The sequence below is a fragment of the Leucobacter sp. WKLB1 genome (genome assembly GCF_059696215.1).
This window is the reverse complement of sequence record NZ_AP046115.1, coordinates 671077-693990: the sequence shown is the minus strand read 5'-3', so window position 1 is coordinate 693990 and position 22914 is coordinate 671077. Positions and strand designations below refer to the sequence as shown.

The window sequence follows — 22914 nt, the reverse complement described above, 5'->3', positions numbered from 1 at the left end:
TGGTCGGCGACACGTCGCAGCCGATCGACGTCGCACGGCTTCTCGGAATGTCTCGCGAGTGGTTGTATCAGCGAATGAACGATGGGACCTTCAACGTGGCGAACTTTGGTGACGGAAAGTCGAAACGCCGCATCCCGGCTTCTTCGATCAATTCGTTCATCGACTCAGGATCGTACTTATGAGCGCCTTTCAAAAAGCAGGGAGGGGCTATTGTCCAGGACATGGTGAACAAGCCCCGTAACTTCGAATGGCTCGGCTTTAACAAAGAACAGATCGGGCTTCTTGATTTCATTGACCATTTGGGCAACAACGCCTGGGCTCACAACGAGCAAACCGATGAAGTCATGACGAAGGTGCTAGCTGACTGTTCAAAGCGCAACTCCAAATCGGTCAGATCATCGAGGCCATGCGTTCCATCGGTTACTCCAAAGATGCGCTACACATGCTTGAACGGTGGGAGTCCAAACGCACGACCGGAAAGCTTGGCAAGTAGCTCGCGCAGAATCCTCAACATACGCTGCATGACCGATGATGACCTGATTCCACCGGACGCCCCACCGTGCCCATTCTGCGGTAACCCAGTCATGATCCCATGGAGGACCTGGTGGGAATGCCCGAGATGTGATGCGCGACGAATCTAGCGCTGTAGGAGCAAATTTGGGATTAAGAACACAAGGAAATCTTTGAAGTCGACGGTAGAGAGCGCGCTGATTTCAGATCCTCTTTCGATGCACTGTTTCCCCTGCGGTTACGCGAATCGTCAATCCGATCGACAAAACCACAAGAGCAATGGAAACATGAGGACGACTCATCACGATTTGACCAGGAGAAAGTGACGTTTCTTCACCTGTGACAACTTCTCCCGGGCTGAGCTCGAGCTGAGGTGTGAACGGCACGGGTCAGCGATCGGGCGGCGAGATCCATTCGAGACTGAGCTCGTGGTCGCGTCGATGCGCCTCGCGCCCGATAGGCTCCTCAGCTACGCCGCATGAAACAGCCTGGGCCCCGTACTGTCGTTAGATAGCACGGGGCCCAGCTCATTGTGCAATGCAGCTCAGGCGGTCAAAAAGTGACGTCATCCGGTATTGTGACGGTGCTCTTTTTCACCATCTGCTGCAAATCGTTGTCGCCCATGCCTGGGTACTTCTGTCCGACGAGCACAATTGCTCGCGAGTTGATCTGCTGTAGCGATGGCCACAGCCCGAGCTCGAGAAAATGAGTTTCGGTGAATCCCAGGAATCGCATATTCCGTGTGGGCCTCGCGTGCCCATCTTTGGTGTACATGCGGTAGCCATCGTCATAGGTTTCGTACTTCTTTGCGCCGGCCTGGGCGGACTTTTCTGACAGCGGCACCGCGGCTCGGACCACTTCCGTGATCTCCGCTCTCGGGCATCGCACCCCGACACCAGGGACATGGCCGTAGTCGGGATCCATGCTGACTTTCCCTACCGGGGTCACTCTGTAGACCGCGCCAGGTGTTGTATCGCCGGGCGTCTGGTCTCGTAGCGTGGAATCTTGCAGTGTCGCTGTCCAGGCGTAGGCGACAGCCAAGTCCAAGTCGGTAGTGATGTGCACGAAATCAGAGTGACCGGCAACCTTGTAGTCGTCTCTGATGGAGTCAGCAAGAAATTTGCTGTCCGCAAAATTGCGGCCGGGCTGCAGCACATCGCCGACGTTCAATCCGCCGCGTCCACCGTGGTAATACACCGGCTGCGGTTCCTTCACCCGGTTCTGCTTGTTCCGTGATGCCTTACCCATGATGACCACTCACTTCCAGTACGCGAAGTTCGCGCACCAGGTAGTGAAGACCCAGGTGCAGCCGCCGCCCGGATCGACCGTGTAGCCATGGTTGCGAAGGAGCTTGATCTTGCGATTGCGGTTGTCGACACATTTCGCCTCGGTATCACTAGTTGCGTTCCCATACTGGATGCCGGCAAACGGTGCTACCTGCGCAGCCGTGACGGTGCTCGGGGCGTCTGGCTCGGCCGCCAGCGCGGGGCTTGCCGTGAATGCGCCGAGCGTCAGGGCTGCAGCGGTGGCAACAAGCAGAATTTGTTTCATCTTCATTGAGTTCCTCATCGATCAAATGGGCGCCAGTAGCGCTGGATCTGGGTGACGTGCACCTTCCGATATCAGCTCAGTCGCGTCTGAAGATCTTGCTTTAGACGGGCATACCTCTTCCGTGAGGCATCTGGCTTGAGCCCAAGGGTGGCGCCTGCAGCCGTGATACTGAACCCTTCCCAAGCAACTAGGAGTAAGAGTTCTTGATCCTTTATTCTCAAATTGCCGATCGCGTCTGCGAGGGTCGAATCTTCCGGGATTGACTCATGCTGCTCAGAGGTCTTCAGCTCAGCTTTTAGCTGCTCAGTGATTTCTATGTGCCTGAGCCGGCCTCGTCTGATGCGCGCGAGAACATGGCGTGCTGTTCCAAAAACGTATTGTCGAAATCGCGTTGTGTCAGTGGGGACCTTGCTCGGTGATCGGAGGAGTTCAATGAGTGTGTCTCCAGCTGCATCCGAAGCATCGTCCAGGTTTCCGAGCCGTCTGTTGAAGTAGCCCACGAGCTCGGGGACGACGTCGGCGAGTGCGATCTTGACGGTGTCGATGTGTGACGCGTCTTGGAACGTGGCCCTTTTCACTCGTTTTCTCCTGAGGGGGCGACGAGCTCGCCTGTCAGAATCTCGCCGGTGATTTCGGAGTAGTCCTTGCCGTCAGAGAACTCGCTCCACTCGTAGTATGTTGCGTACCCTTGGGCCGCCTCATAGTTGCCCGAAGCGATGAGGCGCCCCCATTCATGCATTTGCTCCAAATAGGCGCCGCGGGTACTTGCGGCTTCCGCAGGCCAATCAGCTGAACCACTGAGCATCAGTCCGGCCTCTCGCATGGCGTCCTTATCGTTGCGATCGTGCGCGTCAAACCAGGCCGTAAGCCATTCTCGTCTCGCCTGGTTCTCCAGCATGATATCCACGACCAAGCTCTCTGCTGCGACTTGCCCATTTCCTCCGAGGTCATTCGAGGCAACGTATTGATCTTGATCGAACCTCTCGAAGAAATGTGATAGCGCGTCGTCCCAAGTCACACCTTCCGGGAGTGGGATGTCGCGGGGTGCTCGGGACGCAATGTACTTGTCAAGGTCGCTTGCGCCCATTTCGATCCACTCAGCTCCAGGCGACCCCTCTGTGCCGGGATCGAATACGCCTTGACCGCCATCATTGTCCGAATCTTCGTACGGTGCGGGGGCAGGTTGTTGCTCGCTTGCGTTGAAGCGGCCCGTTTGTGCGTTGAAGACGACGTTGGCGACTGCTGCCGTCGGGACGCCAAGAGCCACGACCGTCGCGAATGATGCGATGAGTCCGATTCGGAGTCGTTTCCGCCGGGTTCGGGCCTCAACCTCGGCTCGATTCACCAGCTGTCGGCAAGTACTTTCGTCGATTACGGGTGTCTCTCTCGCTTGTCGCGCGAGTCGAGCATCGAAGGCGAAGTCACCTTGCTTACCGATCATGAGCATCCCTCACATTCTTTCGTTACTACCTACCTGTCCTGACTGGGGCAAAACGGGACAAAAAGTTTCCAAAGTATTTAGATCAAAGACTTAATTGATTGCTCCGAATTGGTTTAAGCTTCGGTTGCAGGTACGAATCACATAGATGGGTATTCAGTGAAGAAACACTTAGTAGCGCCGGCGGCGGCACTTGTGCTCGCAGGCGGATTTTTTGCCGTGAGTGCAGTCTCAGCCGCTTCCGCGCAAAGCACTCCAGAGGAGCCCGCGCAGGCCAGCGCCGAAGGGGCTGTCCCAATGTTCCTGGGCGACGAGCCCGTCTTCTACGATGCTGAGGAAGGAGCTCGGCTCTTTCTCGGTGCTGTGAATGCAGACCCTGCGCTTGCCGAGTTCGACAAGTCAGCAGCGATCGATGGCGCGGTTGCAATGTTCCCCGCAACTACGGACGAGGGAAACCCGATCGAATATGAGGCCGGTTACATCGAGTCCGTCGCAGCGACGGCATCACGGTGTATCCAAATCGCAACGTGGGTTTCAGACCCAGCCATCTCAGTAGAAGAAGCACAGCACCTCGCCGATGAGCAATTCGAAGAGTACTCGAGCGAGCCCGCCATTGCAGAGTTGAGCGACGCTTCCGTGCAGAAGGGCACCATTGAATCGCTCGCTCGCGCTTCACAGGAAGACCCTGTGGAGCTTGAAGCTGAAGAGACCTGCGGCGTGTTTGGTACTAGCGGAGGCAACTCATGAAACGACGACTTGGCAAAGCAGCCGTCCTCTACTCCCTTGCGGCGGCCCTTCTGGCAGGCGGAGTCGTTAATTCGGCACCCAGCACCGCGACATCTTCAGAAGCGGTTCTCTATATCGACCAGCTGGCGGTGAACTCGCCGCGATACACGGCGCAACAGTGGGGGTATAAGAGAACTCTCGGAGCAGGCGGGCGCGTTGCTTCCTATGTTCACAATGGATGGGACGTCGCCAGCGGTATTTACCGATTCTCAATCGGGTTGCGTGGCTCTGGAGGAGACCAGTTCGCGCGAACTGACATTACCGCCCCCACGTGGAATTACGGCACCAACTACACGATCATCAACCAATCAGGTGTGATCGGGACTAGGGCCTTCTATCTCAACACCCTTTGGGATAAGGCCGGAGGTGGCGCACCCGAGAGAAGAACCTTCTACGGCGAACTGCACTGGCAGGGCCCCTAAGTCACCCCTCGCCCCCTGTGCCAGCAATTACTGACGCAGGGGGCTCTCCTAAGCATTTTCACCCCTACTCTGGCGGGTCGGCCCCTCTTTTAGGACCTCATAGTAGGCAATCCTGAGCTTGGGCAGTTCTTCTTCAGTGTTGAACCGTCCAAGCCTGCTGGGGCGGGGGGAGCGCTGATTCGCGCCACTGACAGGACTTCCTTTGCGTGGCGGACCCATGGGTAAGGCACATGCCAATCTGGCTCAATTCTGAGTACTCTTCTTACACTCCGGGTTGCGGGTAGATGAAGATGGTAGAACGGGATCGCCAGCTATCGAGATGCCCATTACCGCAATACAGATCGAAGTGGGTATCACGCGTCTATTGAAGCAACCCATCGAGGTGCGACTCAAGTATTAGAAGGCTCGCAAAGCCCGGGCGTACATAGAGTCGGGAGTAATACGTCGAGATGGATGGGGATTCAATGGGTACTCAACACAGGGGGGCAGCAGGTCGCCGGGCTCGAATAGCACGGTCTCGCCGTCTTGGCCTGGTTCTTCTGTTTGCCAGCGCGCTCGCGTTGTTGACGGTTGTAGCAGTCAGTCTCATTCGCCTGCCGCCCGAAGGCGGCGGAAAGCCAGTGGGCAATTCTTGCGTTGACCCCAGAGGGGTGGCCTGCAGCTCTGACGCCACGGTGATGGATTTCATTGACAAAGAGTTGGCCATAAAGCTGCCAACTAGTGCCACGCTTCAGTTCTCGAGCTCAAATCTGAATTTGTTGCAGACGGCAGGGTTTGGATACGCCGTCCTTTCGATGCCTGCTGCTGATGTAAGTGTCGCTACAGCAGGATTCGAGGAAGTTCCCGTCGAGGATTTCGGGAACAGATGGCCGATTATTCAGAAGTTTGGGGCAGAAAAAGTCGATGCGACCTTTCGAAAGGACAATGCGACTGTGTCTGCTTTATCTACGAAGGATCCCTCGATTAGTTTGATCGTGATTTCCATTCAGTTCTATTACTGAGGAAACGCTGGCGATTTCGAAAAGAATCGCAAACGTCAAACATTATTTGGTTAGCTTACTTATGCATTGCGTTTTTGAGCAAGAGGAGCATGCTAAATGGCGGATCAGTGGGTCCTGAATACTCAACTATGGCTTAACGACACTTACACCGGTGTTCCGGAATGGAACCCCGTCGAGGCCGATGGAAATACCGGCTGGCCGACAATGTACGCACTCACCAGAGCGCTGCAATATGAGCTCGGGCTACCAAACCTCTCCGACAATTTCGGCGCCGGCACACTTAGCGCCGTGGCCGCACTGGGTGACATCGGGAAGGGCTCTGGGGCCCCGAAGAATGTCGTGCGGATCCTGCAAGGCGCCATGTATTGCAAGGGGTACAACGGCGGAAACGGATTCCTCGATGGCGATTTTTCGGATACGACAGCTGCAGGCGTCTCCTCTTTAAGGAGCGATATCGGCTTGACACCAAATCCAGCGACCATCTTCCCCAAGCTCTTTAAAGCACTGCTCACAATGGACGCATATGTCCTTGTAGCTGGCGGAAACGCAACGATTCGTGCCATTCAACGTGACCTGAACGGGAGATACATCCATCGACATGACTACTTCATTACGCCGGCCGACGGTTTCTACTCACGCGACGTTCAACGCGGATTGATGTTCGCGCTGCAATATGAAATTGGGATGTCAGATGGTGTTGCGAATGGCAACTTTGGTCCTGGGACTCAAACTGGGTTGGCCAATTCGGCAAACTTCGGTGCCGGAGATTCCGACACCAGCAGCGGGAAATACTTCATCCATCTATACCAAGCCGCGCTGATTTTTAACGGGTATCCGTCCGCGTACGCCGGTGTCTTCGACCAAGGTACCGTTTCTGCCACAACTTCATTTCAGGCCTTTTGCCTTCTTCAGGTCACCGCTCGAAGTGACTTTAGAACCTGGGCCTCCCTGCTTGTATCCACGGGAGATCCCAGTCGGCCGGGCACAGCAGCTGACACGATTCGTCAGATCACGCCTGCTCGAGCCGCGACCCTCGTCGCACATGGATACGAAACGGTCGGACGCTATCTCACAAATGAGCCATACGATTGGGCACTCGATAAGAACATCAAACCTGGAGAGCTTACCGATATCTTCTCGGCGGGACTGAGCGTTTTTCCCATTTTTCAGGAAGGCGGCACTGGTCTGTCCTATTTCAACTACTGGGCAGGCTTTACGGCTGGGCAAAAAGCGCATGTCGCAGCGCGTGGATATGGGTTCTTGGCGGGAACTACGATCTACTTCGCGGTCGACTTCGACGCAATCGAGAGCCAAGTGCACTCAAACGTGGTTCCATACTTCCAAGGCGTAAGAGATGGATTGGCGTCAAACCAAAGTCAATACATCGCTGGGATTTACGGCTCCCGAAATACCTGCGCTATCGTTTCCGCTGCGAATCTGGCATCCACCAGCTTCGTCAGCGGAATGTCCACGGGATTTAGCGGCAACCTTGGCTATCCGTTGCCCTTTAACTGGGCATTCGACCAGGTGCTCGAGTATGAAATCGGAGCGGGCGACGGTTGGGTGAATATCGACAAAGACATCAAATCAGGAAGAGACGCCGGTCAGAGTCAGGTCTCCATTGATCCAGTCCCACCCGAATCCGATTTCCAGCGAGCGATTCGCTTTTGCTACGAAGCACAAGCAGCGGCCACACGCTATCGAGCTCAGGGCAGCCAGATGTATTCGGTGCCAGAACTTACAACCAGGTACTTGCGCCACCGCTCATACGACGGCCCGCTATGGACCCTTCTTGGGGGTCAAGACACGCCTGATTTTTACGATTATGCTGACGATTCAATTGGGGTTTTTCCCGATGCATTTGACCCTGACGACAGGCACCCTGTTGGTGGATTTGACTGGCCACACATGCTGGCGACCGCCTCTGTTTACACCTACCGTGGGACATCGAACGATCAGTTAGATCCGGAGCTGGGGGACCAGGGCGGTTGGACGGGCGATCTCATCACGCTGGCAAGTGAGTACATCACTACTAGTCACAGTTATTCGTCGGCCTTCGCCTTTATTGAGGCGGCACTCAATGGTGCCTTTGCTTCGAGTTTCGGCAGTGATGATCTTCACGGTGACATCGCAGCATGGGCGGCGGTGTTCGCCTTGGAGGAAGGCGTGGCGCCCTCGTTTGCTAGGGGGCTGGAGTTCGCGGTCACCAACTCCGGATTCACCGGAGAGAATCGCTTCGATGTTTTCATTCGAGGCAGGTGGGGCAACATTCAAAACGGCTTTGATATCACTCGACGGATCTTTACCCTTCCCTCAGACACTCCTGAAAGAGTTGCTTTCATTACGGCCCGTGCGCAACTACTTTGGGAAAGCAACGGTCAGGGGAACCACGCTGTAATCACAGATTTCACCAGTGCTGATTTCAGCGGCATCGCCAAAGCCTTCGTGAATAAGATCGCTAACCTTTCAACTCAGTACTCCCCTCTCCCGTGAGTAGCTGACGCCCGCTCCGCGGGCGGCTCAGCAGGCTACGCCTGCATTCAGTTGCCGGAAAGCAAGCGACAGTGTAGCCACGCTCTACTTCCACACCAGACGGCCGGGCCACTCCTGGCGGAGCGGCCCGTCCGTCGCGCTCTCGCCCGACTGCAGCAGGCTGCAGCCGTGCAGTTTCGCTCCTCCAACCAGTGCTCAGGCACAGCGTCACTGTCGATGATTTTCGCCTCCCAGGCAAAAGTAACGAGGGAAAAGATAGAAAGGCAGACACATGGGAAACCGCGAACTCATCACCCCCGACCGCGCAAGCGTCGACATCTAATTGCACGGGAACGGGGGGGCTCTATCACGGTGTTTCTGCGGTACGCCGAACTCGTCGGTCTCGCCAAGCTCGACCAGTACGGCAGCGGATGCGAGGCACTGGGCGCCGTCATTGTCGACTACTTCGGCTACAGCGGGCTCAGCCTCGACATCATTCCGGTTTGCCCGGGCGAGGAGAACGAGTGCGTATGCTCGTGGAATCCGTGGAGACGGCGTTTGGAGCGCTTTTTCGCTAAGTATCGGCTGTCGACCTGGTTGGTCCAACCCTACAGCTAGCATTGCAGGTTCCGGTTTAATCTCACGAAACCAGCAGACGCGCGGCGGACTTGACCGAGCCCGAGCATGGTCACTGACTCACGACGAGGTGGGTCATAGCGAGGGCAGGAAGGGAGAACGCGAGGAGGAGTACGACGAGACGAACTGTGCGCGCAGTGCTGTTCAGGGCGAAGCGCACGGTTTTCCACCCCTCTTTACTCAATTTGAGAGAAAACACTCGAATCACCTTCCTCTCCTTGCTCATCACCTACTCCTGACGGTTAGCTTTTCTTGACTCGAGGCCGCGAGGGCTTCATCTTGACCTTCACCGCTGTGCTGGCCTTCTTCTCACGTGCCTTCAGCTCGGTCTGCGCCTTCTTTTGCATCGCAATGCGTGAGGGGCGGCTAAACTCACCGGTCAGTGCGTAGTACACCTGCGTCGTCTTGCCTGTTGCAGACAGCGGAGCGCTTATCGTTTCCTCACGGGTGGCGAGCAGCCCGTGCTCCCGGAGCTCTTTGACTCCCGTCTGGACTGTGCGAGCCTTGATGCCGTACCAGGCATCCATTCGGTTGTACGTGAACCAGCATTCATCTCGGTAGCTGGTCTCTTTCGCCACCACAAGGAACACGGCAAGAGCCGGCATGCTGAGCTTCGCAAACCATTCGTCATGCCAGAACGCGTCAGCGATTGTGAAGTACATGTTCAACCGGTCATTGCGGCCACCAGGCGCGGTGTATGCCTCTGCTGCGTCTTCTCGGCGCGGCGAGACTCGGACAAGGCGTTCTTGACGTTCACGCTTCTCGATCAGTCCAAGTTCTTCTAGGTGCTTCCATGCTCGGGAGAGCGTTGAGGGCGACCAAGTCAATCCGCCCGGTGCGGTGAGTGCGCGCGTCCAAGCGCCAGCTGGCAACGGCTCCTCCTTCTTAGACAGCCAGGGCCAGCACGCAACAAGCAGCATGTAAAGCAACAACTCCCGGTGGCGGCGCCCGGTCACCATGCGGCTCAGCGTGCTTGCTCGAGGCATGTCCTCGTCAGGAAGCTGAACGAGGATGTTCCGGAACTGGGAGTACCCACGCCCCGCAAGCTTCGTCATGACCATGCGGGTCTCTCCAGGAGAGGACCCGCCGGAGGTTGCCGCTGACTTAGCGACTGGTGCAGAAGGCTTTGAGTTCATACCGACATCAAAGCACGTTCCACCGATCACAACATTTCACCTAAGATCTGGCCGATTGCGGTTTCGTGCTAGCTCATGCGACGCCACGTTGCGATTCCGCCATGCGACGCCAGGATGCGATGACATGCGATGCCTAGTAGTGCCCTGGAAGCACGGTCTGCGTCCAGGGTGATCGCTGGCGCGTATCCGGCTCGCGAGTTGAAGGTATTTGAGCCACCACGGCTGTGTCAGGCGTGCCGCTGATTCGAAGTTGCATCCTCGACGTGTTGCGCCTAAAGGAGGATTCGGGGGCCTGAGGTCCGAAGGCGCTGGACTTAGCCGGAGTGGGACTGAGCTGCAGCGTCGATGAATTGTGGTGTGAGTTGACCGGCTTCAACGCGAGCGTGCCAGGTATCCAGGATGAATTCTGCGACTGAGACGGTGCTATTCAGAGTGAGTCGTGCGTGGCGGGCGAGGGCAACACTGCGGGTGGACTTGCCATGGCCAATACCGAGTTCGTTGCGCAGTTCTGACAGTGATTGCACAGTGGTGACGAGAGTGCGCAAGATCTGCTGTGAGGTCTTGCTCGCTGGTTTGCTGTCGGGCACCGATTCAGCATTCAGCCTCAGAAGCTCGGCGATCTTTCTGTAGAGCTGCGGAATGTCATCAGATCGTGCATAGTCAACGCTACTGCGTTCTAGGATGATTCGGAACAGGCTCTCGAGAAGGTTCTTGCAGGATGAAATCGCGGCAGGAGGGTCGGCAGAGAGGCTGTCGCGGATGCGAGTGAGATGCTCTTCGAGGACGGAGGGATCGGTGAGGAGTTCACGCTGGTCCAGGCGCAGGTCTGGGGTCGTTCCGTGGAAGCTGTTGCGGGTACGCCAGCTGTACACGGGATGCCCGCTGATCCATTCGGCGGGGTAGAGTTCGTGTCCGTCGCGGGCGAGTGCCTCATTGAAGGTGGCGAGCAAGTCCGCGACTTGTTGTTCGTCGGTGCGAACCACGGGGTGCAGCATCTCTGCGAGGAAGCGGAGCACGGTCTCGTCGTCGCCGCGCTGGAGTCCGAACCTGGGATCGCTGAAAACCCAGTCGTCCTCCCAGTCATGGTTGTTGATCCGGTGCTGGCGAATGTCGCCATCCGCCGTTGAGTATCGGGAATCGGTGCTGGGAAGGCCATCCAGGTCGTAGATCCGGGCCAGGAACTCGGGTTCCTCAAGTCGGCCAGCCCAGGGGAAGCCGGACAGCATGAGCGAATCAAACACCTTGCGGCGAGTGATCTCGGTGATAAGCGGCGCCTGCCCAGACATGATTAAAGGATATCCATCTGCTAGTTGTCCGGCGGAGGCTGCTACCGGTCTGCCAGGGGTGGGCGAGTGGCTGAAATCAGGAGAAGTGAGTGGTGGCGGTGTCGAGTCGTCGGTGGATCATGGAGAACGTGCCGAGCACGTCGAGTGCGTCTTGCTCAGTCAGCGTCCATTCGATGCGCGGCTCGTGATCGGCAGGGTTCCGGAAGGCGCTGAAAAGGATCGGTGCCGTGCTTCAGGCGCTCCGTGGAGATGCTCCGCTGAGCGCTGCCTAGCGGCATCACCGATGAGCACGCTCCAGATCAGAGTCAGGTAACGACTCGTCACCCGTCGGGTAGACCGCTGCCGCTGCTTCCCATTCGACCGCTTCGACCTCCTCGGCGGACAGGAACGTGTCGGAATCACCGTAGATCCGTCCCATTCGATTGCCCCATTCTCTGAGCATAGGAAACCGTCCAGCGTCACCTGCAGGTCATGTTCATCGCGGATGATTGACGCATGGCGCGTATCCCTCTGAACGGCCTGCAGCTGGAGATCCCGTGACGGCACGCCCGATGGTGTTTACGAGGACTATAGGCCCCGCATCGTTGCCCGCGCCCTCCACAATCGCGGCCTTGTCTACGTGTCCGGCCACGGAGCGAATTGGCAGGCAACGCTCACGACGGACGGTGCGTACTGCCTCGAGCACGACTACCCGCCCATTGATGACGATCCGGCGGGTCCGTCCGCACCACGTCCAAGACCGGCCGGTAGGAAGAAGCTGACTGCGGCGGCGAAGGCTGAGCCAAAGCCGCGAAAGCCACTGTGCGTGGGACCGACGGACGCGATGATGAACGCCCTCGCCACCGCGGAGGATCATCGAATCGAGATCGAGTACAACCAGGCACAGCGCTACCGGCAGCTCGCGCTGACCCCGGAGCGGTTTAAGAAGATCCCCGACGGCATGCAAGTCGCCATCAGCAGCGACTACCGCACCCGCACCGCCCACGTCACGCTCGAACCACTGCCGGAGTGGCGCACCCGTGTCTTGGAACCCGTCTCAGTGCCAGGCGTTCTCCGCGACTCCTCCGACGTGATCAAGGCGCTCCGAACCCGCGACGACCTCGGCATCCGAGCAGGGGAGAAGAATCGTGCCTTCCGTCTCGTCGAAGCGCTCGTCGTGGAGGCGCGGCGTCGCGAGTACACCGCCACGGCGACCTCGGCGCTGCGAAAGGACCGTTGGGGGTACGTGCAGCGCACCGAGGTGAACACTGGGCGCATCAAGATCACGCTCCGACCCGACGAGTATCGGTTGAGCATCTACCAACTCACCGAGAAAGTCGAACATGTAACCAGGAAGAGCGAACTCGCCCGCGCCGGCAGGGGATACGCGCTCCCGAAGTGGGGTCACGTCACCACAGGCCGCCTCGGCATCCGCATCGACAGCAGAGGCGGCACATTCTGGGGCGACTCCTGGATCGACCGCGACGACCCGCCCCTCGACTACGCCCTCGCGCAGATCCTCCAGGAGCTTGAACTTCGCCACAAGGCAGCTGTAGATAGGAGACTCGAGGAGGAGCGTCAACACCTCGAACGCAAGAGGCAGTGGGAGGCTGCCCGCGACAACGCCATCCAGCAGCTCACCGACAGTCACAGGGCAGACATCCTCACAGACCAAGTTGCGCGATCAAAGGAAGCTGCCGCGATCCGCCGCTACACCACCCAGCTCCAACAACACGCGGAGAGGGAACTCAAGAGTGATGCTCGTGCAGACGCGCTCGCCTGGGCGCAATGGGCCTAGGAATACGCCGACCGCATCGACCCCTTCCGCGATCGGGTGCGGCTACCGGACCCGCCCGAGCCAACAGCGTCGAACCTCGCTCCGTCCATGGGGCACTGGAACCCCTACGGTCCGTCGTAGCTCGTGCCTTCTGCTGGTACTGGCGGACGAGACAGAGCCTTGAGCTGAAGCGTCCTGTTTTGACGGGTGACTACTTCACCGTCGAGGCCGAGGGCTTATTGTCGGATCGGGCATCGATGAGGATGACCGAGGGATCAGACTCCAGCTTTACGTTCTTAAGGATCTTGCGCGCGCGCACCTCTTCGGCCTCGGTGTAATAGACGATTACCTTCAGGGATTTGGTCGTGTCGTTGGCAGCTTCGTAGACGTCGACCTGGTGCAGGAGGTTCTGCTCGAGCTTGCGGTTGCTGGCGAGTTTGAACTCGATGAGGGACTTGTCTCCGGAACCGTAGCTGACCTTGAAATCGACGGGCCCTCGACCGTTGTTCGGTTCTCGATTGACGTCGAAGTCGGATAGCCCCCAAATCAAGCCGAAGAAGATCTGTACTTCACTTTCGCGGGCAAAACCGGTGCCGCGCCGGTTGATGAGTCGGTAGCCGTCTTGGTCCTCGACGTAGTGTTTGAAGATCAGCACTCGCTCTCGTGCTTCGTCATAGCTGGTCCAGGACCTGTCGTAGAAGTCGGACTTCGCGGCGAGATCCTTGACCGCTTCGCGGACCGTGGTTTCGAAGATCCCGAGGATCTCATCGCGCTTATCCTTGCTGATGGCCGCTGCGCGGTCACCATCGGCTTCCTGGATGGCGATGTATCGATCGATCAGCTCAGGGAAGTTCCGAAGTGTCGCGGCCGCCGCGGCGGCGATGTCCGACTCCTTTGGTTTCTCGCCCAGCCTGCCGCGAAAGTATCGATCCATCCGGTCTCGTGCGACATCGTTGTCGACGGAGTCCGCGATGCGATGGTACTGGCGGACCATGTCCTTGTAATTGATCCAGGTATCGTCATGGGTAAGAAGATCCAACGGCGTAAGCAGAATGAAGTCGTCACGGAGCCTGGGCAGGTAGTAGCTATCGGACTCCCAGCTCTCTGTCGTGTAGTTGAACCTGACCCGATCCACCTGGAACGTGGTGCAGTGCTCGGGGGCGAGATGCTTCTTGGCGAAAGATTCTGTGTAGCGGAGCAAGAACTCCTTGATCAGATTCGTCGTGAAGTCACTGATATTGTCTCGCCCGACACCCGGCTGGATGAGGCTCAATTTTTCAAGATGTGTTCCTCTGGTGATCTCCTCGTCGCCGAAGTTCCTCAGCACAGACCCCAGGGCACCATGCAGTGAGTTGGCGAACTTCGGCCCTAATCCTCGGCCTTCGTTTCCGAACTCGCAGTAGCCGAGCCAGTTCTGTTTCACCTCCCCGAATACGTAGAGATACTTGATCGCTGCTCCGGTCTGATGCTGTTGGGAGAGCTCCCTCAGGTATTTCAGATAGTCAACGATGTTTTCGTGGAGCTCTTGATACTGCTGCTTCTTGCTGTTGAAGAGGAGGAACGGGTCGACGAACAGGGGAAGATCCGTGACGAGGTTCACATCGAAGGCACCGTAGTTATCGAGGATGTCTCGGTCCACGCCGAAGTAGTCGGAGAAGAAGATCTTGGTCTGTGCCACGCTCATGCGCTCCTCGTTTGGTGCAGACCCAAGCGTCCGCAGTATTGATCTTCCCAGAGCACCGCTTCGCTGCCGTGATGCGATGAGCGTCCCGGGCCCACAGCCCGGTCAATCGTGGCCCTCGGCGGGGAGCGCCGTCGCACGGGTGCGCTCGTGTGGTGTCTGGCCGCTGTCGACCCACATCAGCATGGGGACGTTGCCGGCTGCACCGCGGACCCGGCTCCAGGAGAGTTCATAGCCGATCATGCCCAACCTGACGCTGACGGCCTTCACAGCGAGTAGTGCGCTGTCGACGTCGTCGAGAAGCCCGCTAGTGAACAGCGGGTGCGCTGCACCTTCGGCTTCGAGATCATGCAGGAGGCGCATCGCAGTCGCACTCTGATAACGGTCATCACCACGGAGGTCGACGGTAAGAATGTGTGGTCTGCCGATGGACGCGAGGCGGCAGATGCTACCGAGGACGCGATCCCGATCCTGCCAGGCCGCAGTGCGAGCGGTTTGCGCTACCGACGTGTCCGCGCCGGGTCGACGCCCCGCATCCTCGAACTCCTTGTTCGCCGCCTGGCAGGCCTTGTCCTTCTCCGAATACTCGGTCTGCAGGGCGGTGAAGCGCGGAGCATGACACGTCGCCCAGGCTAGTCGCAGCACTTCGAACCGCTGCCAAGCTTCCTCGAGCGGTTCGACACCGAGGGAGAGAACATCAACTAGAAGCGGCGCGACTACCTCGAACAATCGGGTGTTTACGTTTCTCGCCCCCTCGTAGCCGGCTTCGGCGTCGACACTCGCGGCTAGCGACTCAAGTTCACCGTTGTAACGGTGCGGATGCTTGAGCGCGAACAACCGTCCCAGCAAGTCAAATCGTTGCGCGGCTACCGCGGCGACACCGGCGGCGTAGAAAAGGATGGCGCCAGATACCACCCGCAGTGACAGGAGCTTGACGAGGCCGGACCCGTCTGCAGAGGTAGTGAAACGAGAAAGCTCATCGATCCACCATCTGTCGGTGTCATGGTCGCCCCAGTACGTGAGCGCCATCACCAGAGCCGCGGGTAGTCGGGTTGCTTCTTCGACCCGGGCGAGCATCTCTTCGTAATCACCGTCTTTGTGGTGATCAGCGAGGTGAAATTCCGGCAGTCGGTGCAGAGCGTCAAGTTCTCGACGGAGCCGGTCGTGTAGGCCGATCGCGACAGTCTGTCCGGCGAGCTCACGTTTTGCGGTCTCTACGGCCACCGGGATGGTTAAGGGATGACGGGCACGTCGGCTGGCCAAGGCTGCGACGCCGTCGGCGAGGTGCCCGAAACCGGTATCCGCATCTCGGGCGACATGGATGCCTTTCTTGAGCGTTCGCAGAATGGTCGCTTCCTCCGACGGCGCAGCGGGCTCAAACCACGTCAGAGTGAACCTATTAGGGTAGTGGGCCGCGATCGCGTCGCGCAGCGCAGGATCGTACTTGGAGGACCAACCGGCGATGATTAGGCCGTAGTCCTCCAAAATGCGCTGGAGGAGTCGAGAAGTGCTGGGCTCGTAGGCCGCGAGTTCAGTGACGGTGTTGAGCATCGTCGTGGGGTTCAGGTAGTCGCCGTGAAGGTGGACCACGCAGCAGTCGAGCGTGTGAAGCGGCGCCATCCCGTCAATGTCGGCAGGGCTGGCCACGATGGTCGGTTCGACGCCCTCATTCCGCAACGCCTGTTCGATGAGGTGATCGAAATTCAACGTGACGATGACCTTGACCGTCCCGGATCGGACGAGTCTCGCGATCGCGAGGTGCGCCGGGGTCGGGGTCTTCCGGTCCGCGTCGATGTCATCGAGGCTCCGCTCAAAGTACCCACGCAGCAAGCGTTGCCGTTCAATCTGTGTCGGAGCGATCCGTTCAAGGACACCTTCATATGTCGGAAATGCGTCGAACCGCTCCTCGTACCAAGCGATGGGATCACTAGGAGTTGCGCCAACGAGATCGGCTGTGTGCGTAACGAGATCCTCCAGCACACCCCACGCGGTAGGGATACCGCTGGGTGCAGAGACACCAGCACCGAGCAGCAGCGCATACGCGCCAGGGTTGGAATGGAGGGAGAACGCGACGGTCAGCAGTTCGCTCTCGTCTGCGGAGAGATCGGCCATACTCATTACCATATCCGCCAGTGACGACGTCCCAGCAGTAAAGGCTGTCACGCTGATGCTCGGTCCTGTGACTGAAAGTCGCGCGCTGGACCGAGGTGGTTCCAAGACGACGAAGCGGGGAGGAACGCTCGATCATCCTAAGTGATGCGAAGTCCGCACTACGACAACACCCGCCACTGATTCCGGCATCTCGGACGAGAGTTCGGCAGTGTCGATCGTGCCTGATTCAATGTCCAGAACGTAGCCGGGCGGTACATGACGCAGAGGGTCGAGAAGATGCGGGAAGTAATCGACACCGCCGTGCATGGTGTCCTCCGGGAGTTCGCGAAAGATCGGCCCGAGCATGTCGTGCAGGCCTGCTCGTGAGGGCAATGCGCCTGTAGTAGCCGCTGAGAACTGTCCGAAGCGGGCTTGGAGGACGCGATCAATCATCGATCGGGTGACAGCTCTTGTACCGTCCTGCCGTGTGGTGAGGAAATGCGAGAGCTCCGGTGAGAGTTTTTCCTCGACGACCGGGATGAGCGGCGGCTTTCCCGCCGTCGTCCAGAGGTCTTCGAGTGCCACCGAGGATTCATATGTCGAGCTGGCTTCATCCATACCGATGTCGGTTGCTAGGAGAGCGGGCGCGAGGGAAACGGCGCGTTTGACGCAGGAGAGACATCTACCGGTCTGGTGGAGGCTCGAGCATCGCTCGCGGCGCCGGTAGTCGGGTGTTCCGAGGTAGAGCGCATAGACCGGGAGTAGACCGAGCTTCGCCGCGGCTGAGAAAAGCACGTCGCGCTGGGCATGGGCTGCGCCATGGGCCTTGTACGCGAACCCGAAATGCCACCGGCCGCTCTGATTGATGGTCACACGTTTGGCTTGTACAAGCATGCCGTAGGCACTGGTTCCATCTATCCACCACCAGATCCAGTCAGCACCGCTCTGGGACTCAGCGGCCTGCGTGAATGGCGCCACGGTCACAGCGCGTGCGACCTGCGCGATTACGGTCTCGGTGATCGAAGTCTCGGCCCACCGTAGCTGTGCTCCTTCGCATGCGGTCATGTGTTGGATAGCTTTGATGCGGGCTCTCTTGAACGCTTCGTTAACCGATTCCATATGTCTATTGTCCTTCTCGACGTAGTGCACTCCCGAGAGGAAGGTCAGGCGGCGTCTTCTGAACTGCATCGCAGCCCGGTAGGTTGTCCTCGAAGATGTTCTGCGCATTCTCCACTCTCTTTATCGCTAGGTGTTGGAACCCGGCCTTCCTCCTTCACGTCATGTGCGGGAGCTCGTCGAGCAGAGCTCAACGCGAATGATCTGGCGACAGGTACATTCTGATGACACCTTCGGCGTATTTAAGTACGCTTTGGTAGCTAAACAGCGGCCAAAATAACAATCGCATATTCCGCCGTGACCGCTCCTCGCTCATCGGCAAGGAGTTCGCGGGCCGCGGTCCGCTCGCGCCGGCGGCGCATACGCCGTCGGTGCACGAGAAACGGTGCGAGACCGATCATTCCCGCTACCGCGGGTTCACGCGACGTCTCGCGATGGTCGGCGCTGCTCTCGAATTCGAGGCGCGTCTCATCCGCGGAACTGCATTCCGCGTCAACGGCCTGCGTCGAGCGATCGGACACCAGGTGAAGGGTTGACTGCATGGGATCTCTCCTTGGCCTCGCACGGCCCCGGCGGCTGCCGGTTCGTCAATCTTCGCGCTCTCCGTATTGCTGGTCAGTCCGGTTCGCCGTGATTGGGGATATCTCGCCGAAATACGCCCGGTGTCCGTCTCTGTGTAGAACGAGCACCGACTCGGAACGTTCACGCACCGGAATCGACCCGTGCCGCACGCGCGTTACACCGCACCGAACATCGAGAGCAGCACCGGCAGCACACCGAGCACGATGAAAGCCGGCAGAATGCAGACCCCGAGCGGAATCAGTATGCGTACCCCCAGCCGTTCCGCGTCGCGCTCGAGATCAGCGAGTGCCACTGCCCGCACGGCGCTCCCCTGTTCGAGCAGCAATGGTCCGATCGCGATACCGGCTCGCGCAGCGGCCGCAATCGAGGTCGTCAGCGCTCCACCCTCACGGAAGGCGGCGAACGACACCCATTCCGCCCCGAAACGATCCACCATTCCGATGACCCTGCGACAGGCCTGCTCTGCCGGCGCGCCACCGCCGAGCGCGATCCAGACCAATTCGTATTCAAGCCCCGCCACATGATCGAGAGCGGCGACGCGGCGCTGCAGTGCTCGTGACCAGGCGATTCCCCCAGTGAGCAGACCGAGCCCCAGACTGCCGAGCAGCGCACCCACCGGGCTCACCAGCACCGGAATCGGATCGAACCCGAGCAGCAGACTGAGCATGAGCGCCAACAGTGGCAGCGCGGTGACCATCTTGACGGTCGCACGAGGCCCGGCGAGGAGCACACTGCGTCGTTCACGCATTCGAGCGAGCTCACGGAGTGCGGACGCCATTCGATGCAGCGCGGGCGCGATCGGCGACCCGCTGGCCTCGGCGAGACACCAGCTGACCGCTACGACGCGCCACGCGGCAGTATCTGCGTGGGCGATGGCTTCACCGCTCGGCACGCCGGCCGCGCTCGCAGCTGCGATCCTCGCCAATCTGGGGTCAACGGCGGCACTCCCCGGGTCGCATGCATCCGCCATCACGATGTCGATGACACGCGCGGGTGGCACGCCGCCCCCGAGGAACGCAGCAAGTCGCTCCACGATCGGGGCAGGGTCAGTTGCGGGGGCGTCGGCCGCGCGTCGCAGCATGTGCTGCCCCAGTTCCTTGGTTCGACCAGCGAAGCCTCGCCCACCGGCGCGCGTGCGACCGTCGCCGCTCATGTGGGCAGTCTCTGCATGGTCAGGAGACGGTCACCATCGAGCGCGAGCGTTCCCAGCGCACGCACCTGCGGCCCCGCGCAGCCTCGCACCACGTGCACGATGAGGTGCAACGCACCGACGGCCTGGCGCGCCAGCGCCTCGGCGCTCCACCCGGCGAGCGCTCCCAGTGCTTCGAGGCGCATCGGCACGTCTTCGAGTCGACTCGCATGCAACGTGCCGGCTCCGCCGTCGTGGCCGGTATTCAACGCGGCAAGCAGTGTCGCGATCTCGGCGCCGCGACATTCCCCCAGCACGATGCGATCAGGGCGCATGCGCAACGCCTCCCGCAGCAAGCGATCGAGCGCGACCTCGCCGACGCCCTCGGCGCTCGCCTGCCTCGCCTCCAGGGACACCACATGCGGGTGATTCAAACGAAGCTCCGCGACATCTTCAATGGTCAGGATTCGTTCCTCCGGCGCCGCGAGGTCGAGCAGCGCAGCAAGGAGCGTCGTTTTTCCGCTGCCAGTACCGCCCGTGATGAGCAGATTGCGACGTTGCGCGATCGCCTCACGCAACGTCTGCAGCGCCCGACTCGATGCGAGCCCGTGAGCTGCGAGGGTCTCGAAGCTCACGGGCGTCACTCGCGGCAGCCGGATGGATACCGCCGCCCCGCCCACGGCGATCGGCGGCAGCATCGCATGGACGCGAATACCATCACCGAGCCGTACATCGGTGCACGGATGCAACTCGTCGATGTGCCTTCCGCCTGCAGCTATCAATGCGGTCGCGAGTCGGTGGACGGCGTCAGGCCCGGCTTCCCATCCCGGTACACGCTGCAACGCGCCCGAACGGTCGAGCCAGAGTTGTGCTGCGCCGTCGCGGACATGCACCACGAGGTCCCTCAGGTCAGGGTCGTCGAGCAACGGGAGCAACCCGCCCAACGCGCGCTTCGCCGCGCGGGTCAGCGCACCGCTTCGCGGGGCCGCGCGATCCGCGACGTGCACAGCGTCCAAGCCCGCAAGCGCACCCGGCGATGGGCCGCTCGGCGCTCGGTGATCCGGCATCTGCATCTCGGTCGACATTCGCTCATCTCAGCAGTGCACAAGCGTCGGAACGACTCGGCGACTCGGAAATGGGTGCAACTCGTGCGCAACGTCATCATTGCGCGAAGTGTGAGCGGACCATCGCGCACGGTATAGCCTGGTGCTGCATTTCCGGAGTGTTTCACAGCGGAAACGAATTGGCACTGTCGCCTGCGGGCGCAGCAATCGATCAAGGATAAGGGCGTCAATGAGCGATCAGCACGGCAATATCGAGACCCACCACCTCCCCGAGGGCGAGCACCCCGCGACGTACCCGCCGACCCCTGAATTTCGGGCGCAGGCGAACCAGCACGACCCCGCCGTGTACTGGCAAGCCGCGCAAGATCCCGAAACGTACTGGGCCGAGCAGGCCCGCACACTGGCCTGGACGAAACCGTTCACAGAAACCCTCGACTGGTCGAACCCGCCGTTCGCGAAGTGGTTTCAAGACGGCGAACTCAACGTCGCTCAGAACTGCCTCGACCGCCACGTCGCCGCGGGCAACGGCGAACGCGTCGCACTCCACTTCGAAGGCGAGCCCGGCGATACCCGGTCACTGACGTATGCGGAACTCACCCACGAGGTGAAGCGAGCCGCGAATCTGCTGACGAGTCTGGGGGTCACGCAGGGCGACCGGATCGCGATCTACATGCCGATGATTCCGGAAACCGTGATCGCGATGCTCGCCGTCGCGCGCCTGGGCGCTGCGCACTCAGTCGTGTTCGGCGGATTCAGCGCCGAGAGCCTGCGCGCCCGCATCGATGACGCTCAGGCCCGACTCGTGATCACCGCGGATGGCGGCTACCGCAAGGGCCGAGTGTCTGCGTTGAAGCCGACCGTCGACGACGCCCTCGCCCTGCATGACGGCGGCTCGAGTGTGGAACGCGTGCTCGTGGTCAAGCGCACCGGCAACGAGGTCGCGTTCGACACGTCACGTGATCTGTGGTGGCACGACGAGATCACCGCGTTCGACGGCGATCACGAACCGCAGGGCTTCCCCGCCGAGAACCCGCTCTTCATCCTGTACACCTCGGGCACGACCGGGAAGCCCAAGGGCATTCTGCACACCTCGGGCGGCTACCTCACCCAGGTGACGACGACGCACCGCAACGTGTTCGATCTGAAGCCCGAGACCGACGTGTACTGGTGCACGGCAGACATCGGGTGGATCACGGGGCACAGTTACGTCGTGTACGGTCCGCTCGCGAATGGCGCGACCCAGGTCATCTACGAGGGCACCCCGGATACCCCGGATTGGGGGCGCTGGTGGTCGCTGATTCAGAAGTACGGGGTCACGATCTTCTACACCGCCCCGACCGCGATCCGGTCGTGCATGAAAGTCGGACGGCAGGTGCCGGAGCAGTACGACCTGTCGTCGATTCGGGTGCTCGGTTCGGTCGGTGAACCCATCAACCCCGAAGCCTGGCGGTGGTATCGGGACGTCATCGGTGCGGGGACGGCCCCGATTGTCGACACGTGGTGGCAGACCGAGACGGGCGCGATCATGATCTCCCCGCTGCCGGGGCTCACGAGCCTCAAGCCCGGCAGCGCGCAGGTGCCGCAACCGGGAATCGCGGCGACGGTCGTGAACGAGGCGGGCGACCCCGTCGACAATGGCGAGGGTGGGCTGCTGGTGATCCAGCGCCCCTGGCCGTCGATGGTGCGCACAATCTGGGGCGACGATGATCGCTTCGTGGAGACGTACTGGTCGAAATTCGGGGATCGGTACTTCGCCGGTGACGGGGCCCGCCTCGATGACGACGGCGACGTGTGGCTGCTCGGCCGCGTCGACGACGTGATGAACGTGTCGGGGCACCGGTTGTCAACTGCGGAGATCGAGTCTGCACTGGTCGAGCATCACGCAGTCGCGGAGTCCGCGGTGGTCGGCGCTGACGACGAAACCACGGGCCAGGCGGTGGTCGCGTTCGTGATCCTGAAATCACAGCAGACACTGCTCACGGTCGACGACGCCGAAGCAGAGCTGAAGAAGCATGTCGCGGGGCAGATCGGTGCGATCGCGCGGCCGCGTCAGATCTTCATCGTGTCCGAGCTGCCGAAGACGCGGTCGGGAAAGATCATGCGGCGCCTGCTCAAAGATGCGGCCGAGGGGCGTGAGATCGGCGACACGACCACGCTCGCGGATACCGCGGTGATGCAGACGATCTCGGATCGCGTGCGCAGCGAACGCGGCGCATAGTTTCCCGTGAAACGGCAAGAGGCCGGAATCGCATCAGCG

General features: G+C 60.0%; 19 protein-coding genes. 6 read left to right on the top strand and 13 right to left on the bottom strand.

Translation table 11 applies throughout. The features are described 5' to 3' along the window. Positions 1-1062 precede the first annotated feature (1062 nt). The 4 genes from ACZF5Y_RS03310 to ACZF5Y_RS03295 form a co-directional block, all read right to left on the bottom strand. Positions 1063-1758 carry a hypothetical protein gene (locus ACZF5Y_RS03310; RefSeq protein ID WP_497534400.1) on the bottom strand — a complete coding sequence of 232 codons (696 nt, stop codon included), beginning with the start codon at positions 1756-1758 and terminating at the stop codon, positions 1063-1065. Positions 1759-1767: 9 nt separating this feature from the next. After that, complete coding sequence (locus ACZF5Y_RS03305; RefSeq protein WP_497534399.1) at positions 1768-2067, bottom strand: hypothetical protein; 300 nt, start codon at positions 2065-2067, stop codon at positions 1768-1770. A 65-nt stretch (positions 2068-2132) separates the two neighbouring features. Beyond that, positions 2133-2639: an RNA polymerase sigma factor gene (locus ACZF5Y_RS03300; RefSeq protein ID WP_497534398.1), complete on the bottom strand. Its 507-nt coding sequence runs from the start codon at positions 2637-2639 to the stop codon at positions 2133-2135. Beyond that, entirely contained in the window at positions 2636-3502 is an 867-nt protein-coding gene (locus tag ACZF5Y_RS03295; protein WP_497534397.1) for a hypothetical protein, read from the bottom strand. The genes ACZF5Y_RS03300 and ACZF5Y_RS03295 overlap by 4 nt, the downstream gene beginning before the upstream one ends. A gap of 294 nt (positions 3503-3796) precedes the next feature. Between ACZF5Y_RS03295 and ACZF5Y_RS03290 the strand changes: the two genes are divergently transcribed. From ACZF5Y_RS03290 to ACZF5Y_RS03275, 4 genes are all read left to right on the top strand, one after another. Beyond that, positions 3797-4246: a hypothetical protein gene (locus tag ACZF5Y_RS03290; RefSeq protein WP_497534396.1), complete on the top strand. Its 450-nt coding sequence runs from the start codon at positions 3797-3799 to the stop codon at positions 4244-4246. Then, positions 4243-4707, top strand: coding sequence for a hypothetical protein (locus ACZF5Y_RS03285; RefSeq protein WP_497534395.1), 465 nt, complete (start codon positions 4243-4245; stop codon positions 4705-4707). Before ACZF5Y_RS03290 ends, ACZF5Y_RS03285 begins: the two co-directional genes overlap by 4 nt. 464 nt (positions 4708-5171) lie before the next feature. Continuing rightward, complete coding sequence (locus ACZF5Y_RS03280) at positions 5172-5708, top strand: hypothetical protein (protein ID WP_497534394.1); 537 nt, start codon at positions 5172-5174, stop codon at positions 5706-5708. A 96-nt stretch (positions 5709-5804) separates the two neighbouring features. Beyond that, the gene (locus ACZF5Y_RS03275) at positions 5805-8201 is read left to right on the top strand and encodes a glycoside hydrolase domain-containing protein (RefSeq protein WP_497534393.1); all 2397 of its coding nucleotides are present in this window, start codon (positions 5805-5807) and stop codon (positions 8199-8201) included. A gap of 857 nt (positions 8202-9058) precedes the next feature. Here the strand turns inward: ACZF5Y_RS03275 and ACZF5Y_RS03270 are convergent. The 3 genes from ACZF5Y_RS03270 to ACZF5Y_RS03260 all read right to left on the bottom strand — a co-directional run bounded on the left by ACZF5Y_RS03270 (position 9059) and on the right by ACZF5Y_RS03260 (position 11458). Next, positions 9059-9877 (bottom strand): helix-turn-helix domain-containing protein, encoded by an 819-nt coding sequence (locus ACZF5Y_RS03270; RefSeq protein ID WP_497534392.1) that lies wholly within the window; start codon positions 9875-9877, stop codon positions 9059-9061. Positions 9878-10266: 389 nt separating this feature from the next. Beyond that, complete coding sequence (locus ACZF5Y_RS03265; RefSeq protein WP_497534391.1) at positions 10267-11238, bottom strand: abortive infection family protein; 972 nt, start codon at positions 11236-11238, stop codon at positions 10267-10269. A 76-nt stretch (positions 11239-11314) separates the two neighbouring features. Next, positions 11315-11458: a TIGR02391 family protein gene (locus ACZF5Y_RS03260; protein WP_497535289.1), complete on the bottom strand. Its 144-nt coding sequence runs from the start codon at positions 11456-11458 to the stop codon at positions 11315-11317. A 585-nt stretch (positions 11459-12043) separates the two neighbouring features. On the opposite strand from ACZF5Y_RS03260, the gene ACZF5Y_RS03255 reads away from it, so the two are divergent. Further along, on the top strand, positions 12044-13015 hold the full coding sequence (locus ACZF5Y_RS03255; RefSeq protein WP_497534390.1) for a hypothetical protein: 972 nt from the start codon (positions 12044-12046) through the stop codon (positions 13013-13015). A gap of 190 nt (positions 13016-13205) precedes the next feature. On the opposite strand, the gene ACZF5Y_RS03250 is transcribed toward ACZF5Y_RS03255, so the two are convergent. The 6 genes from ACZF5Y_RS03250 to ACZF5Y_RS03225 form a co-directional block, all read right to left on the bottom strand. Then, on the bottom strand, positions 13206-14672 hold the full coding sequence (locus tag ACZF5Y_RS03250; RefSeq protein ID WP_497534389.1) for a DUF8370 family protein: 1467 nt from the start codon (positions 14670-14672) through the stop codon (positions 13206-13208). 108 nt (positions 14673-14780) lie between these two features. Next, positions 14781-16787: an SIR2 family protein gene (locus ACZF5Y_RS03245; RefSeq protein WP_497534388.1), complete on the bottom strand. Its 2007-nt coding sequence runs from the start codon at positions 16785-16787 to the stop codon at positions 14781-14783. 132 nt (positions 16788-16919) lie between these two features. Further along, on the bottom strand, positions 16920-17885 hold the full coding sequence (locus tag ACZF5Y_RS03240) for a DUF6615 family protein (protein ID WP_497534387.1): 966 nt from the start codon (positions 17883-17885) through the stop codon (positions 16920-16922). A 257-nt stretch (positions 17886-18142) separates the two neighbouring features. Continuing rightward, positions 18143-18403, bottom strand: a complete 261-nt coding sequence (locus tag ACZF5Y_RS03235; RefSeq protein WP_497534386.1) for a DUF4244 domain-containing protein — start codon at positions 18401-18403, stop codon at positions 18143-18145. Positions 18404-18618: 215 nt separating this feature from the next. Beyond that, a complete protein-coding gene (locus ACZF5Y_RS03230) occupies positions 18619-19617 on the bottom strand; it encodes a type II secretion system F family protein (RefSeq protein ID WP_497534385.1) in 999 nt (332 codons plus the stop codon). Beyond that, positions 19614-20678, bottom strand: a complete 1065-nt coding sequence (locus ACZF5Y_RS03225) for a TadA family conjugal transfer-associated ATPase (RefSeq protein ID WP_497534384.1) — start codon at positions 20676-20678, stop codon at positions 19614-19616. Before ACZF5Y_RS03225 ends, ACZF5Y_RS03230 begins: the two co-directional genes overlap by 4 nt. Before the next feature lie 208 nt (positions 20679-20886). Here ACZF5Y_RS03225 and acs point away from each other — a divergent pair, with 208 nt between their 5' ends. Beyond that, positions 20887-22875, top strand: coding sequence for an acetate--CoA ligase (gene acs / locus ACZF5Y_RS03220; protein ID WP_497534383.1), 1989 nt, complete (start codon positions 20887-20889; stop codon positions 22873-22875). Positions 22876-22914: the final 39 nt, after the last annotated feature.

Excerpts from the sequence above, each read along its gene's own strand:
- ACZF5Y_RS03310 (WP_497534400.1), bottom strand. The coding sequence starts at position 1,758 with ATGGGTAAGGCATCACGGAACAAGCAGAACCGGGTGAAGGAACCGCAG.
- ACZF5Y_RS03305 (WP_497534399.1), bottom strand. The coding sequence starts at position 2,067 with ATGAAGATGAAACAAATTCTGCTTGTTGCCACCGCTGCAGCCCTGACG.
- ACZF5Y_RS03295 (WP_497534397.1), bottom strand. The coding sequence starts at position 3,502 with ATGATCGGTAAGCAAGGTGACTTCGCCTTCGATGCTCGACTCGCGCGA.
- ACZF5Y_RS03290 (WP_497534396.1), top strand. The coding sequence starts at position 3,797 with ATGTTCCTGGGCGACGAGCCCGTCTTCTACGATGCTGAGGAAGGAGCT.
- ACZF5Y_RS03285 (WP_497534395.1), top strand. The coding sequence starts at position 4,243 with ATGAAACGACGACTTGGCAAAGCAGCCGTCCTCTACTCCCTTGCGGCG.
- ACZF5Y_RS03280 (WP_497534394.1), top strand. The coding sequence starts at position 5,172 with ATGGGTACTCAACACAGGGGGGCAGCAGGTCGCCGGGCTCGAATAGCA.
- ACZF5Y_RS03275 (WP_497534393.1), top strand. The coding sequence starts at position 5,805 with ATGGCGGATCAGTGGGTCCTGAATACTCAACTATGGCTTAACGACACT.
- ACZF5Y_RS03270 (WP_497534392.1), bottom strand. The coding sequence starts at position 9,877 with ATGGTCATGACGAAGCTTGCGGGGCGTGGGTACTCCCAGTTCCGGAAC.
- ACZF5Y_RS03265 (WP_497534391.1), bottom strand. The coding sequence starts at position 11,238 with ATGTCTGGGCAGGCGCCGCTTATCACCGAGATCACTCGCCGCAAGGTG.
- ACZF5Y_RS03245 (WP_497534388.1), bottom strand. The coding sequence starts at position 16,787 with ATGGCCGATCTCTCCGCAGACGAGAGCGAACTGCTGACCGTCGCGTTC.
- ACZF5Y_RS03240 (WP_497534387.1), bottom strand. The coding sequence starts at position 17,885 with ATGGAATCGGTTAACGAAGCGTTCAAGAGAGCCCGCATCAAAGCTATC.
- ACZF5Y_RS03230 (WP_497534385.1), bottom strand. The coding sequence starts at position 19,617 with ATGAGCGGCGACGGTCGCACGCGCGCCGGTGGGCGAGGCTTCGCTGGT.
- ACZF5Y_RS03225 (WP_497534384.1), bottom strand. The coding sequence starts at position 20,678 with ATGTCGACCGAGATGCAGATGCCGGATCACCGAGCGCCGAGCGGCCCA.
- acs (WP_497534383.1), top strand. The coding sequence starts at position 20,887 with ATGAGCGATCAGCACGGCAATATCGAGACCCACCACCTCCCCGAGGGC.